The following is a 14,209-nucleotide window of genomic DNA, read 5'->3' as shown; positions in this document are numbered from 1 at the left end:
CTCCTACAAGAAGTTGCCATGAGCCGTTATCGCCCACCCCGCACCGCCGGCACCGCGCTGATCACCCCCGAAGGTGAAGCGCGGATGCGCGCCGAATTCCATGAGCTGTGGCATGTGCGCCGCCCCCAGGTGACCCAGGCGGTCAGCGAGGCGGCGGCCCAGGGTGATCGTTCGGAAAATGCCGAATACACCTACGGCAAGAAAATGCTGCGGGAAATCGACAGTCGCGTGCGCTTCCTCACCAAGCGCCTCGAGGCGCTCAAAGTGGTCAGTGAAAAACCCAGCGATCCGAACAAGGTGTACTTCGGCGCCTGGGTGACGGTGGAAGATGAGGATGGCAAGGAATCACGCTATCGCATCGTCGGCCCGGACGAGCTGGACCTGAAACAGAACCTGATCAGCATCGACTCACCGTTGGCACGGGCACTGATTGGCAAGGCCCTGGACGCCGAGGTCAGCGTCCAGACGCCTACGGGAGAGAAGAGGGTCTACATCGTGAACATCGCTTATCCATAGCCTTCAGACCGGATATCTCAGCGGCGAGTGATCAAGCCCTGTCGCGCGATACGAGTCAGTTGTCGGATCATTTCAGGAGCGTCCACTACGCTGGGGGACTGGATGACGGCCAGGTCGAAACTGTCATTGGCGAACCGCGTCAGTGACTCGCCGTCTTCGACAAACTGGATCAGGAAAGCGGCGGGCCCATGGTTACGGCGCGGCCAACCGTCGAGATAGCGCAAGAGCGTTGGCTGGTGAGTACCGCCCAGGAGAATTTTCGGGTTGCGCTGCACAAGGTTCGCCGTGATCGGCGCAAGACGTACAAGGGGGCTGGGTGCGTTCATCGTGTCGTGTCTCTGCCTCAAAAGTCTGCATGGCAGGTGAGAGGCAACACCGAACCAGCGCTTTAGCGGTATTTCGAAGCCTTGTCTCCGGCTTCTATCGGCAACTGGATGAGTCACCTGGCGCCCCGCAAGTAGCTGTTTAAATCGGCGCATGAGCGGCATCCTAGAGAAGCTGACCGGCCAGTGTCAAGAATCACCGCCCACAAAAAAGGCCCGTACAAGACGGGCCTCGAATTCAAATCGTGCAATCAATCCGCGATGGCACGATCGACCGACAGCTTGCCCGCGCCCTCGATCAGCACGGCAATACTGCCCGCCAGCAACGTCAGGGCAAACTCATAACCGTTGTTGGCCATGAACAAGCCGTTACCGATGTGCACGGAGAAAATCGCTACCAGCGACAGGAAAGCCAGGCCCAATGCCGCGGGACGCGCGAGCAAACCGATGATCAGCGCCAGCCCGGCGAAAAACTCGGTACCGCCGGCCAGTGTCGCCATCACGTAGCCCGGGGTCAGGCCGATGCTTTCCATCCACTGCGCCGTGCCCGCCAAGCCGTAGCCACCGAACAGGCCGAAGAGTTTCTGCGAGCCGTGGGCGGCGAAAACGATGCCGACAACGATGCGCAAGACCGTCAGGCCGTAGCCGGCGCGGGTAAACAAGACTTTGTTGATCAATGAGCTCATGCGGGTTCATCCCTAGATGTGTGGTTGTTGGTCGCCATATTAATCAAAAAAACTTGTACTAAAAGCGCAAAAAATGCGAGATACCAATCGAATTAATAGATCACTTTCGCAGGGCGACTTTTTGATCTCCAGGCTCCAGCGACTCTCGTTCACGATCGAATGCCAAATAGTACTTATTGACACTATTAACGTAGCTGACGGCGCCCATTCCCACCTGCTCCATGGCAATGCGCTCGACCTGGAAGAACCACTGGTTGGGATTCAGCCCCCGCCGCCGGGCCTCGGCTCGCATGCCTTGGACGCGCTCGGGCCCCATGTTGTAGGCAGCCAGGACGAAGGCCATGCGCTCGCGCTCGTTGAGCTTGGGGCTGGCAAAAAACTTGCGGCGGATGAGGGCCAGGTACTTGGCGCCTGCCAGCACATTGGCATCCAGGTTCTGGATGTTATCGACCCCGACTCGCTGGGCCGCCGCCGGGGTGATCTGCATCAGGCCGGTGGGGCCGCTGCCGCTGCGGGCATTGGGTTGCAGGGCTGATTCCTTGAAGGCCAGGGCCGCCAGGTTGAGCCAGTCCATGCCTTGGGTCTCGGCATGTTTTTGCAGCACCGGGCGCAGTTTTTCCAAGCGCTGGCGATCGGCCCGGGCCAACGGATAGTGGACCTGGTACAAACGACGGTAGATCCGCAGGAATGCCGCATCCTGGTTGGAAGGTACCTTGTAGGTCGCCAGGAATCGATCGATGCTCGCCCGTAGCATGGCGGCGTCACGGCGCACGAACCAATACTCGTCAGCCGGCTCGCCGATCAGTACCTGACGGTCCAGGCGCAGCTTGGGCAGGATCTTGCCCCAACGCTCGGCGATGGGTTGCTCGACGATGGTCAAATGGAAAATCCCGCCCTGGACCATTTCCAGGACATCCTCTACAGCCAGGGTGGGATCGACCCATTCGATCTTCACTGGCGGCAGCTTGAGCAGCGCCAGCTTCTGGTTGATCTGGCTCACCGCATCCCCTGCCGCACTGCCGTTGGGCAGCGCCAGGGTCTTGCCGGAGAGTTGCTCCACCCGCGTGTAGCGTTTCTCGCCCTTGATACCCACGAGCAGCAAAGGCACGTCGGTACGGATCGGATCGCTGGCGCTGACCGCATGACCGGCCTGGGGTTCGAGCAGCTCCCCAGGCGCCACGAGGTCGCCCTCCCCGCGTTGCAAGGCGCCGAGCAGTTGGTCCTTGGCCTTGGGAATGATCTTGAGGGTGATTTCCTGGCCATCCCGGGCGTGGCCGTTGAGGTATTGTTCGAAGGCACGCAGCCGATGATATTCGACGCCAATGGGTTGCCCCTGGACTTCACCGGAGCTGTTGCGACTCTGGTTGACCAGGACCTTCAACTCCCGACTGCTGCGGATCTGCGCCAGGTCGCGCACCGCGCCCGGAGCCACCGCTTGCACCGGGCCGGGCAGCCGCGCTTCGGCCGGCATTGGCAACAACAGCGAACAACACAACAGTAGCAACACCAGGGGACGTGTCATCCACTCTCCGGAAGGAATACTGCGGACCGCCTCCGTGAAAAAACGAGGCTGAGTCGACAGAAACAGAGCGCCTGGGGCGCTGAAAAAGTGCGAAAGACTGGCACAGTGATGGCTTTTATACCAACCCGACGTGTCTCGCGGCCTTAACAGACAGCCTCAACTCTTTGTAGTTCTTGGCTTTTCTTATAAATCTACAGCTCTGATATGCTTTCCGGCCTTTGGGCCGAGGTAGCACCATGCAACTCATCGATATCGGCGTCAACCTGACCAACCCCAGTTTCGCCGACAAACACCAGGCGGTGCTTGAGCGCGCCTATGAATCCGGGGTCTGCCAACTGGTCTTGACCGGTACCAGCATCGAGGGCAGCGAGCAGGCCCTGGAACTGTGCGATCACCTCGACGACACTGGCGAGCGACTGTTTTCCACCGCCGGCATTCACCCCCACAGCGCCAGTGAGTGGACCGCCGACAGCGCCCGGCACCTCAAGGATCTGCTGATGCACAGCCGCGTGCGCGCGGTGGGTGAATGCGGGCTGGATTTCAACCGGGACTTCTCTCCCCGACCGCAACAGGAAAAGGTCCTGGAAGAACACCTCGCGTTGGCCGTCCAGTTGCAATTACCGGTTTTTCTGCACGAACGTGACGCCGACCAACGCTTGCTGGACATCCTCCGGGATTTTCGCGATCAGTTGCCGGCAGCGGTGGTGCACTGCTTTACCGGTGAAAAAAAGGCGCTGTTCAGTTATCTCGACCTGGACCTGCACATCGGCATCACCGGCTGGATCTGCGATGAACGCCGGGGTACGCACCTGCATCCGTTGGTGCGCGAGATACCCCGTGGCCGGCTGATGCTCGAAAGCGACGCGCCGTACCTGCTGCCCCGCACGCTGCGGCCAAAACCCAAGAGTGGTCGCAACGAGCCGGCCTACCTGAGGGAGGTCCTGCGCGAAGTGGCCTTGCACCGGAGCGAAACCCAGGAAGACCTGGCAGCCCACAGCACCGCGTGCGCCCGGGCGTTTTTCGGATTGCCCATCCTTTCCGAATGAACCCACACCCCCCTGTGGGAGCGGGCTTGCTCGCTCCCACAGGGGGGTTGGTTATCTGTTGGTCCCTATTAAAATCCCCGACACCTATATCGTCTGTTGACCCATATCAAAATCCCGTCACCTGAGTAGCGGCAGAATAATGGCACCTTGCCAATGCTGTTTCCGCTATCAGAGAAGACCTTCCATGGGTGCCTGGCTTAGCAATATCTCGTTGAAATACAAATTCTGGGCGGTCAATGCGGTCGCCTTTGTCACTACCCTGCTGCTGGTGCTCTACGCGGTGCACCTTGAACAGCAGGCGCGCAACCATGCGGCCCAGGCGAACGCCCAGGCCCAGGCGCACGTGCTCGCTGCCTGGCCTGCCGGGCAGCCCCTGCCCAAGGCCGAAGGCCTCTTGGCATTGCAGCGCGACCAGGTGCCGGTGTTCAACGAACAACCGTTGCCTTCGCTGGCGCAGGCCGATGGCTGGGTAGACCTCGATGCCGGGTTGCTGCTTGATAACGATCCGCTGCTGGGCGCCCAAGTGATCCGTCGAGGGGACGGTCAACAGCTCGCCGTGCTGGCCCAGGGTGTAAGCCTGGGTCAAGTGTTCGGTGAACGCTTCAGCCAATACGCCGTGGCAGTGTTCGTGCTGATGCTGGCGATGCTGGGCGCATCACAACTGTTGATCCGCTTTTTGCTCAGCCAGCTCAACACGCTCAAAGACGTGATGCTGCACGTGGAGAAAACCGGTGACCTGTCCGCCCGCGTTCCCCTGGCGTGCAGGGACGAAGTGGGTCAGATGGCGGCCGCGTTCAACGCCATGCAGGCCGGTTATCAACGGGTGGTAGACACTGTTGCCAGCACCGCCCGGCAGTTGGACAGTGGTGCGGCGCGCCTGGCATCGAGCATGAACGATGTGCGCCACGGCATGCTGGGCCAGCAAAGCGAAACCGATCAGGCAGCCACGGCGATCAACGAAATGTCCGCCACGGTTTATCACATCGCCCAGCATGCCGGCGCCACCCGCGACCTGTCGAAAACCGCCGACACCCTGGCCGGCAACGGTCACGAAGTGGTTGGCCGGGTGCAACAGTCGATCACCGGGCTGTCTTCGGGTGTGCAGCAGACCGCCGAAATGATCCAGCGCCTGGCCGAAGACAGCCAGAAGATCAACGGCGTGGTCAGCGTGATCCACAGCATTGCCGAACAAACCAATCTGCTGGCCCTGAACGCGGCGATCGAAGCGGCGCGGGCCGGGGAAATGGGCCGGGGATTTGCCGTGGTGGCCGACGAGGTGCGCAACCTGGCCAAGCGGGTACAGACCTCCACGGATGAAATCACCACCATGGTTTCGGCCCTGCAAGCCGGGACCCGGGACGCGGTGGACTTCATGCAGGAGAGTTCGCTCAAGGCCGACGATTGCGTGCAACAGGCCCGCGAGGCCGGCGACGCCCTGGCACAGATCACCGCAGCGGTGGCGCAAATGCGTGAGAGCAACACTCAGATCGCTGTCGCGGCCGAGCAGCAAAGCCACGTCGCCGAGGAAATGAACCGGGCGGTGGTGAGCATTCGCGACGTGACCGAGAACACCGTACGCCAGACCGTGGATTCAGCCACCACCAGCGATGAATTGGCAACGTTGGCGGGCGAGTTGAGCAAGGCGATCGGGCAGTTGAAACTGTAGAACGCTGGCTTGCCCGACTCCCTGCTGAGGGAATTCCCTCTGTGGGAGCAAGGCTTGCCCGCGATGGAGGCAGCTCGGTTCACCAAAGACCGTATCGCGTCCATCGCGGGCAAGCCTTGCTCCCACAGCCGTGCTCCCACAAACAAGTCCCCTCGCCACAACAGCAAAACTGTATGGCCATCTATCGCTTCGATAGCCAACCGCCATTCGCCGCGCCGCCCGCCCGGACCTATCCTTGGGTCATTCGGTTTCGTTCAAGGAATAGCATCATGGGCAAACGTCATCCCAATCTTCCGGCCTGGCAATGGCGCGCCTACCCTGACAGTCATCGCCACCCCACCAACCTGGTGCTGCACCTGATTGCCGTGCCGCTGTTCATCGTCGCGTTTCTGCTGATTGTGTCGGGGGTGTTCAGCTTGAGCCTGGGCGATGTCGCCATCGGCATCATCGGCCTGCTCGCGGCACTCGGCTTGCAGCGTCACGGCCACAGCCTGGAGGCCCAAGCCAGCGAACCGTTCAGCGATCGCAAGGATGCCGTCTCGCGCCTGTTGGTGGAACAGTTCCTGACTTTCCCGCGGTTCTTCCTCAGCGGTGGCTGGTGGCGCGCCTGGCGGGATCGCCACCGTCACAACCACAAGCCTTAGCCGAAGCAAGCCATGCCCGCAGCGGCCTTACCCGAAGATGGTCACCGTCTGCCGGCTCATGGCGATCAAGCGACCATCGGCGCTCCAGAACTTCGCGGCGACATGGCCGTAACCGTCCTGGGCATGCTCGATCTCAGCCAGGTACTTGCACCAGTCCAGTGTCGTGAGTTCCAGCAGCGGCTGGACGAACTCGATGGTCCAGGTGAGCGTACTGCCCGGGGCCATTTGCGAAAGGTGAGGCAACAAGGCCGGCGGCCAGGCATCCACCAAGGCCAGGATATGGCTTTCGTTCAGTGGCTCCTCCTGCACATCGCCGCGCAAACGCACCCAGCCGCCCATGCTCCGGGACTTATTGCCGCTGAACGGCAAGCCTCCAACGCTCCAGCGCATCGCCAGATGCCGCATGAACTCCGGCGTAGCGCCCTTGACGTAGGGCAGTTCCTGGCATTGCTCCACACTTTTGAATTCCGGCGCGGGGTCGGCCTGCACCGCCACCACCGATGAGCGCGATGCGCCGAAACTGCCTTGCACCACGGTCACCACTTGGCCGTTCTGCACTGCGCGTCCGAGCACCTGGCTGACGGCCTTGCCTTCACGCAACACGTCGACTTCGAAGCTGACAGGCACATCGGGTTCGACCGGGCCGACAAAGGTAATCGCCAGCGAGCGCACCGGGCGATCCGCCGGCACCTTGGCACGCATCGCCTCATATTGCAGCGCCGCCACCAGCCCACCAAAACTGGCCCGCCCCTGGCCCCATTCAGGCGCGATGCTCACCGCACCGGGCTGCCGGCGCACGGCATCGATCAAATCGGAAAAGCGCATGACGACCTCGAAAACAGGGAAAAGGATGAAGGGATCTTAACCAGCCTGGGCTGGCGGCACAGGGCTCATTCCGGCCAAAGAGGCTGACAGAAAAGCCGAGGATCTTGAATTGCTCCCCTGTGGGAGCGAGCCTGCTCGCGATAGCGGTGTATCAGTCGATAGATAGGCAAGTTGACCCACCGTCATCGCGAGCAGGCTCGCTCCCCACAGGGGGTAAGTGCAAGGTTCAGGATTTTTCGAAGCAACTCGCAATCAGCTTGTCGAGCACCTTGTCGGACTTGGCCTCGGCCTTTTCCATCGTGGCGTGCCAGGTAGGCACACAAGATTGCAGATCGGTTTCCTCCCTGGCCCGGGCCAGCCATTGCCAGCAATCGTGCCAGTCGCCCAGCGCAGCCTGGGCGGACTTGAGCCGTGGCATGGCAGCTTCAGGCAGGCGGTCGAGTTCAGGGTAGGCTTCGAGGGCGTAGCGAACGCGCTTGATCAGCAGGCGCAACCGGTGACGGTCATGGGCTGGATCGCGCAGGGCTTCGCCGAGTTTCTTCCATTGTTTGTCCAGGCGCTTTTCAATGCGTTTGCGCAAGCCCTTCAGCAGGCCCTCACGCTGGGCGGCGCGAATGAAGCGCGGGAAGGCATCGAGGATCATCAGCAACTGCGCCAACTCAACACTCGCGGCCACGGCGGGATAGGCATCGGCCATTTGCACCTGGCGTCGCCGCGCCGCCTCGGCCTGGCCATGCTGCTCAAGGTAAGCGGCCAGGACTTCCCGGTCGCGCAAGGGCGTGGTCAGGGTGCCCACCGCCGAAGCAGCCGTTTCCAGTTGTTGGACGCCGGGCAACCCGCGCAACGGGCGAAGCAGGCTGCGTAAACGACGTACCGTGGTCCGCAGGTCATGCAGCGCTTCGCTGTCGGTATGGGCATTCAAGCGGGCCTGACAGGCCAACAGGCGGACTTCCAGGCCCAGTATCCGGGCCACCAGCCGATCGATCATGGACGTACTCCGTACGCAGCTTCAAGCGATAAGCCTCAAGCTGCAAGGGAGGATCGCGTCGCCCGCTCCTTCCTTGTAGCTCGCAGCTTAAAGCTTGTCGCTGTTCTTATCGTCCCGCGCGGGATTCGCGGATGTAGAAACGTGCTTTCTCGGCTTTTTTGGTACAGCCTTCGAATGCTTCGAATTGCTGCTGGGTCTTGGCGCCCGTCAGCAGGGACAGGGCCTTGGAGTAGCTGACGGTGCCGGCGAAACCTTCGGCCTTGGCCAGGTCCAGTTCACGCCAGGCGCTGTCGAGTTGGCTGCCACAGCTGTCACGGTAAGCGGTTTTGCCTGCGCAACCGGCCAGGGCCAGAACCATCAGGGATGCCACCAGGGGCAGGCAGATCCGGGCTTTCATCGATTACACCTCAAGTCAGGAAAACAGTCGTGCTGGTAAGACGGTCGCGCCTGGAAAAAGTGCCAAGGCCCGACCGTGTAAATTCAGTGTGGATGAGAATACGCAAATGCCACGCCGGCGTGTCAAAAAACGACGCTTGCGCCACAACGATTGAGCCAAGCTGTCGATAAGTGCATTGTTGAAACCTGTTCGACAAGAGGCCGGGTCATGACAAAACGTGTCGCATTGGTATTGGGCTCCGGTGGTGCCCGGGGCTATGCCCATATCGGGGTGATCGAAGAAATCGAACGACGTGGCTACGACATCGCCTGCGTCGCCGGGTGTTCCATGGGTGCTGTCGTGGGCGGGATCTATGCCGCGGGCAAGCTCAAGGATTATCGCAACTGGATCGAAAGCCTCGATTACCTGGACGTCCTGCGCCTGGTGGACGTCAGCTTCCGCCTCGGCGCGATTCGTGGCGAGAAGGTCTTCGGGCAGATCCGCAAGATCGTTGGCGAACTCAACATCGAAGATTTGCGCATCCCCTATACCGCCGTGGCCACCGACCTGACCAACCAACAGGAAATCTGGTTCCAGGAAGGTTGCCTGCATCAGGCAATGCGCGCTTCGGCGGCGATTCCCAGCCTGTTCACGCCCGTGATGCAAGGCAACCGCATGCTGGTGGATGGCGGCCTGCTCAACCCGTTGCCGATCGTGCCGGTGGTGTCGAGCCACTGCGACCTGATCATCGCGGTCAACCTCAACGCCACCAACCAGAAACAGTATCGATTACCGGTGATCCCACGCCCCGCCGCTTTCAGGCGCCGCTTCGACACCTTGGTCAGCTCCCTGGGTTCGCGCCTGCCGTTTCGCCGCAAGCAGGCCGAACAATTGTTGCTCCTGGAACAGGAAGCCTTGAAGGCCGAAGCCGCCGACATCAACCCATGGATCGACTCGGCCGAGCCCGAAGGCCAACAACCGGCTGCCGCGCCAGAAAACGAAGGCGCACCGAAATCCGCCACCGGCTCGTTCATCATCGACAACGTCGGCCCGGCCTCGTTGCTGGACTTGATCAACCAGAGCTTCGAAGTGATGCAGACCTCGCTGGCCCAGTACAAGATCGCCGGTTATCCGCCGGATGTGCTGATCAACGTGCCGAAGCGGGTGTGCCGGTTCTTCGAGTTCTACAAGGCGCCGGAGTTGATCGCATTGGGACGGGAGATTGCCAGCGACACCCTGGATCGGTATGAGAGTGACCAGAACTGAATCTGTGGCGAGGGGATTTATCCCCGTTGGGCTGCGAAGCAGCCCTAAAACCTGAACCCGCGGTGTGTCAGGTCCAAATCATGTCTGAAGCTTTTTGGGGCCGCTTCGCAGCCCAACGGGGATAAATCCCCTCGCCACAAAAGCGCTTGGCTTAAACCTTGTGATTAAACACCACCCTCCCCCAACAACCGATACCCCACCCCCGCCTCGGTCGCAATGAACCGCGGCCGGGTCGGGTCGTCGGCCAGTTTCTGGCGCAGGTGACCGACCACGATCCGCAGGTAGTGACTGTCTTCGGTGTGGGTCGGGCCCCAGATGTCCTTGAGCAGTTGCTGCTGGGTGATGACCCGCCCCGGATGCCGCGCCAGTTGCGCCAGCACGGCGTACTCCTTGCGGGTCAGGGCCACTTCGGTGCCGTCCAGCAGCACCCGCCGATACGCCAGGTCCACCGTCAGCGGGCCGAACTTCAGCGCAGCTTCCTGTGGCTCGCCCGCCGGAGCCTGGCGCAACAAGGCACGGATGCGGGCAAGGAATTCCTGGATGCCGAACGGCTTGGTCACGTAATCGTTGGCGCCGTTGTCCAGTGCCTCGACCTTCTGTGCTTCGCTGGCCCGCACCGAGAGTACCAGTACCGGCACCGTCGACCATTGGCGAAACTCGCGCAACACCTGTTGGCCATCCATATCCGGCAGGCCCAGGTCGAGTACCAGCAGATCAGGCTTGTTCAACGCCGCTTGGGCAAGCCCTTCAGCGCCGGTACCGGCTTCCAGCACCTTGTAGCCTTGGGAGCTCAGGCTGATGCGCAGGAATTTGCGAATCTGCGGTTCGTCATCGATGACCAAAAGGGTCGCGGTCTGGCTCATGAGGCTCGTTCGTTGCAGTCAGGTGGAAAGGTAAGCAGGTCACAAGCTGCCGGTCACAAAAGAGTATCGCAACCCGGCTCAAGCTTCATCGTCCATGCCCGGTTGTGCCTGCAGGGGCAGGTGCAACGTGATGCAGGTGCCGCGCCCGTCGAGGCCATCGGCCACACTGATGCGCCCGCCATGGGCACCGACCATGCCCTGGCAGATCGCCAAGCCCAGACCCGTGCCCTGCCCGCCTCGATCACCGCGCGCGGCGGTATAGAACATGTCGAAGATTTTCTCCCGTTCTTGTTCAGGGATCCCTGGCCCCTCGTCGGCCACGGCAAAAAACACTTCGCTGTCGGACGCCCCGGCGCTCAAAAGCAACCGCCCCTGGGTCGGCGAGAATCGCGCGGCGTTCTCCAGCACGTTCACCAGGGCCTGTTCGATCAACGCTGCATGGACATACAGCAGGGGCAATTCAGCGGGCACCTCGACACTGAGCGCCAGCGGCGCCAGCACCGCCCGAAGGCGGTTCAGCGCGCTGCCGACGATGTCGGCCGGAGCCACCCAGTCCCGCGCCAGCTTCAGGGCGCCGTGGCCCAGGCGGGTCATGTCCAGGAGATTCTGGATGTAACGATCCAACCGCTCGGCTTCATCGCGGGTGCCTTCGAGCAGTTCGCGACGATCGGCCAGCGGGATGGCCTCCCCCAATGCCAGCAGACTGTCGATGCTGCCGCGCATGGCCGTCAGCGGCGTGCGCAGATCGTGGGACACTGAAGCCAGCAAAGCACTGCGCAGTTGCTCGGTTTCACCGTGCAGACGCGCGGCTTCCAGATCCTGAGCCAACTGCGCCCGAGCCAACGCCTGGGCCAATGGTTGGCTGAGGGCCGTCAATAAACGCCGACGCTGGCCACTCAGCGGCTTGCCTTCTTTCGGGCAAACGCCCAACAAGGCCAGCGGCCCGCCCTCCGCCGACAACGGCCACCACCACCAACGCCCGGACGGCAGCGTTCCGGTGCCGGCACCGGCCGGTTGATCGTGCTGCCAGGACCAGTCCGCCGCCGCGCGCTCGGCCTCGGTGAACGTCAATGGCTCACCGCTCTCGACTTTCCAGCCGCCCTGGCTGTCGCGGTTGAGCAGGCACAGTTGCAGGTCGTGCCAACCGTTGAGGTGCTGCGCGGCGGCGCTGATCACCGCCTGGCGGTCGGTGGCGGCGGTGAGTTTGCGCGACAGGTCGAGCAGTTCGCCGGTTTCCTGCTGGGTATCGCGCAGGGCCTGCAACTGGCGACGCTGGCGCGCGGCAAGGTTGCCGGTCAGGGCTGCCATGAGCAGGAAAAACACCAGCGTCAGCACGTCCTCTTCGCGCTGGATGGTGAAAGAAAAATTCGGCGGAATGAACAGGAAGTCATAAGCCAGGAACGACAGCGCTGCGCAGGCCAGCGCCGGGCCGAGGCTGCTGCGTACCGCCACCAGCAACACCGCCATCAGGAACACCAGGGAGATATTGGGCAATGCCAGCAGCCCCGAGATCCCCCAGGCCAATGCGCTGGCCGCCACAGTCGCCAGCAACGCCAGCACATAATCGAACCCGGTCTGGACAGCTGTTGAGTGCACGCGGGCGGGACGCGGTTGCTCATCGCTGTCCAACACGTTGATTTCCAGGCCCCGGGCATCGCGCAGCAGACGCGACGCGAGGCCGCCGCCAAACAGCCGTCGGCGCAGGCGTGGCCGAGACTGGCCTACCAGCACCAGCGTGGCGCGCCGTTCGCTGGCATGCTGGATCAGCGTCCTGGCCACCTCACCGGCCCGCAGCAGCACCACTTCGCCACCGAGGCGTTCGGCCAGTTGCTGGGCATTCTGCAAGCGCTGGCGCGAGGCCTCGTCGCGAGCGCTACCGTTGTCCACATGCACCAGGCTCCACGGCAGATGTCGACGCTGGGCAACGCGACTGGCATGACGCACCAGCCGTTCAGCCTGGACGTCACCGTCCACCCCCACCAGCAAGCGTCCGCGCACCGCCGGCGCGGCCTGCCCCAGTTGTCGGTAGCCCAGGGCCAGGTCGTTGTCGACCTGGGCGGCGGCGGTCTGCATGGCCAGCTCACGCAACGCGGTCAGGTTGGTCTGGGTGAAGAACGCATCGATTGCCGCCCGGGCCTGCTCCGGCACGTAGACCTTGCCATCACGCAGGCGCTCCAGCAGCTCGCGTGGTGGCAGGTCGATCAGCAGCAGTTCATCGGCTTCCTGCAGGACCCAATCCGGCAGCGTCTCGCGCACCTGCACGCCGGTGATGCCACGCACTTGGTCGTTGAGGCTTTCCAGATGCTGGACATTGACCGTGGTATAGACATCGATGCCCGCCGCGAGCAGTTCCTGAATGTCCTGCCAGCGTTTGGCATGGCGACTGCCGGGCGCGTTGCTGTGGGCCAGTTCGTCCACCAGGACCAACGTCGGGCGGGCGGCGAGCAAACCGTCGAGGTCCATTTCCTCGAGCATCACGCCGCGATATTCCGAGCGCACCAAAGGCTGCTGCGCCAGGCCGCCGAGCAGCGCTTCGGTTTCACTTCGGCCGTGCGTCTCCACCACCCCGGCGATGACCTTCACGCCTTGACGCAATTGGCTGTGGGCCGCTTGCAACATGGCGTAGGTCTTGCCCACGCCTGGGGCCGCGCCCAGAAAGACCTTGAGCCGGCCACGGTCGTTGCGAGGCAGATTGGCTAACAGTGCGTCGGCGCGGCCGGAATCGCTCATGGCGTGGAAATCTCTTTCAAATATTGATCAAACACCCTGTGGGGAGCCGGACCGGTGGGAGCAAAGCTTGCTCGCGACCAAGGCGATACGGTTCAACTGATGAACGCGTTATCGTTCATCGCGAGCAAGCTTTGCTCCCACAGGCTTTGCTCTCACAGGCGCCACTCCCACAGGTTCTTACAGCTTTTCCAGGGCCAGGTTCAGCGCCAGCACATTCACTACCGGTGGCCCCACCAAGGGTTGCTCGATGTTGTCGTCGAGCAATTGCTGCAAGGTCGAGGACGGCAGGTTGCGTGCGGCGGCGACACGCGCCAGTTGATAGGCAATCGCCGCTGGAGGCAAGTGCGGATCCAGCCCGCTGGCGGAGGTGGTCAGCAATGCCAGCGGCACCGGGCCCTGAGCGGGCACCTGGAGTTTGCGGGCGTCATCGATCACCCGTGTGGCCAGGGCCGGATTGCTCGGGGAAAGATTGCTGGCGCCGCTGGCGACCGTGGCAAAGACACCGGCCGATGGCCGTGGATGAAACCAGGCATCGCCGGTGAAATCCTGGGCGATCAGCGTCGAGCCACGAATCTTGCCGGCGGCATCGACGATCAGGCTGCCGTTGGCCTGGACGGGAAAGGCGACTTGCGCCACGCCGGTGACCACCAATGGATACGCGACACCGGTGATCAGGGTCATCAGCAATAGCAGGCTCAAGGCCGGGCGAATTAATGTGGACATCCAGAATTCCTCAGTTGAAAACACATCGATGGCAT

At 62.3% G+C, this 14,209-nt stretch carries 14 protein-coding genes; 5 read left to right on the top strand and 9 right to left on the bottom strand.

The features are described 5' to 3' along the window. The first annotated feature begins 18 nt into the window (after window positions 1–18). Entirely contained in the window at window positions 19–516 is a 498-nt protein-coding gene (greB, locus tag PBDP_RS08540; RefSeq protein WP_109751435.1) for a transcription elongation factor GreB, read from the top strand. 17 nt (window positions 517–533) lie between these two features. Here the strand turns inward: greB and PBDP_RS08535 are convergent, their stop codons facing one another. From PBDP_RS08535 to PBDP_RS08525, 3 genes are all read right to left on the bottom strand, one after another. Continuing rightward, window positions 534–842: a class I SAM-dependent methyltransferase gene (locus PBDP_RS08535; protein WP_212802093.1), complete on the bottom strand. Its 309-nt coding sequence runs from the start codon at window positions 840–842 to the stop codon at window positions 534–536. Window positions 843–1,090: 248 nt separating this feature from the next. Then, a complete protein-coding gene (locus PBDP_RS08530; protein WP_109751434.1) occupies window positions 1,091–1,525 on the bottom strand; it encodes a DoxX family protein in 435 nt (144 codons plus the stop codon). Between the two features lie 100 nt (window positions 1,526–1,625). After that, on the bottom strand, window positions 1,626–3,047 hold the full coding sequence (locus PBDP_RS08525) for an MltF family protein (protein WP_116831778.1): 1,422 nt from the start codon (window positions 3,045–3,047) through the stop codon (window positions 1,626–1,628). Between the two features lie 236 nt (window positions 3,048–3,283). Here PBDP_RS08525 and PBDP_RS08520 point away from each other — a divergent pair, with 236 nt between their 5' ends. The 3 genes from PBDP_RS08520 (at window position 3,284) to PBDP_RS08510 (ending at window position 6,403) form a co-directional block, all read left to right on the top strand. After that, window positions 3,284–4,093, top strand: a complete 810-nt coding sequence (locus PBDP_RS08520) for a TatD family hydrolase (protein ID WP_212802092.1) — start codon at window positions 3,284–3,286, stop codon at window positions 4,091–4,093. A gap of 184 nt (window positions 4,094–4,277) precedes the next feature. Beyond that, on the top strand, window positions 4,278–5,759 hold the full coding sequence (locus tag PBDP_RS08515; protein WP_212802091.1) for a methyl-accepting chemotaxis protein: 1,482 nt from the start codon (window positions 4,278–4,280) through the stop codon (window positions 5,757–5,759). Between the two features lie 269 nt (window positions 5,760–6,028). Continuing rightward, window positions 6,029–6,403, top strand: a complete 375-nt coding sequence (locus PBDP_RS08510) for a DUF962 domain-containing protein (protein ID WP_109751429.1) — start codon at window positions 6,029–6,031, stop codon at window positions 6,401–6,403. A gap of 27 nt (window positions 6,404–6,430) precedes the next feature. Here PBDP_RS08510 and PBDP_RS08505 read toward each other — a convergent pair whose 3' ends face one another. The 3 genes from PBDP_RS08505 to PBDP_RS08495 form a co-directional block, all read right to left on the bottom strand. Further along, window positions 6,431–7,228, bottom strand: coding sequence for an acyl-CoA thioesterase (locus PBDP_RS08505; RefSeq protein WP_109751428.1), 798 nt, complete (start codon window positions 7,226–7,228; stop codon window positions 6,431–6,433). A gap of 226 nt (window positions 7,229–7,454) precedes the next feature. Continuing rightward, the gene (locus PBDP_RS08500) at window positions 7,455–8,216 is read right to left on the bottom strand and encodes a CHAD domain-containing protein (protein ID WP_109751427.1); all 762 of its coding nucleotides are present in this window, start codon (window positions 8,214–8,216) and stop codon (window positions 7,455–7,457) included. A gap of 106 nt (window positions 8,217–8,322) precedes the next feature. Beyond that, the gene (locus tag PBDP_RS08495; RefSeq protein ID WP_039588883.1) at window positions 8,323–8,613 is read right to left on the bottom strand and encodes a hypothetical protein; all 291 of its coding nucleotides are present in this window, start codon (window positions 8,611–8,613) and stop codon (window positions 8,323–8,325) included. 207 nt (window positions 8,614–8,820) lie between these two features. Between PBDP_RS08495 and PBDP_RS08490 the strand changes: the two genes are divergently transcribed. Continuing rightward, entirely contained in the window at window positions 8,821–9,858 is a 1,038-nt protein-coding gene (locus tag PBDP_RS08490; protein WP_109751426.1) for a patatin-like phospholipase family protein, read from the top strand. A gap of 164 nt (window positions 9,859–10,022) precedes the next feature. Here PBDP_RS08490 and PBDP_RS08485 read toward each other — a convergent pair whose 3' ends face one another. From PBDP_RS08485 to kdpC, 3 genes are all read right to left on the bottom strand, one after another. After that, window positions 10,023–10,721, bottom strand: a complete 699-nt coding sequence (locus PBDP_RS08485; RefSeq protein ID WP_109751425.1) for a response regulator — start codon at window positions 10,719–10,721, stop codon at window positions 10,023–10,025. 78 nt (window positions 10,722–10,799) lie between these two features. Continuing rightward, on the bottom strand, window positions 10,800–13,451 hold the full coding sequence (locus tag PBDP_RS08480; protein ID WP_212802090.1) for a DUF4118 domain-containing protein: 2,652 nt from the start codon (window positions 13,449–13,451) through the stop codon (window positions 10,800–10,802). A gap of 177 nt (window positions 13,452–13,628) precedes the next feature. Continuing rightward, window positions 13,629–14,174 (bottom strand): potassium-transporting ATPase subunit KdpC, encoded by a 546-nt coding sequence (gene kdpC / locus PBDP_RS08475; protein ID WP_212802089.1) that lies wholly within the window; start codon window positions 14,172–14,174, stop codon window positions 13,629–13,631. Between the last annotated feature and the right edge of the window lie 35 nt (window positions 14,175–14,209).

The sequence above is a fragment of the Pseudomonas sp. St290 genome, assembly GCF_018325805.1.
Taxonomy (GTDB): Bacteria; Pseudomonadota; Gammaproteobacteria; order Pseudomonadales; family Pseudomonadaceae; genus Aquipseudomonas; species Aquipseudomonas bijieensis.
Note: the sequence above shows the minus strand (reverse complement) of the source record. Positions and strands in the feature narration are given on the sequence as shown.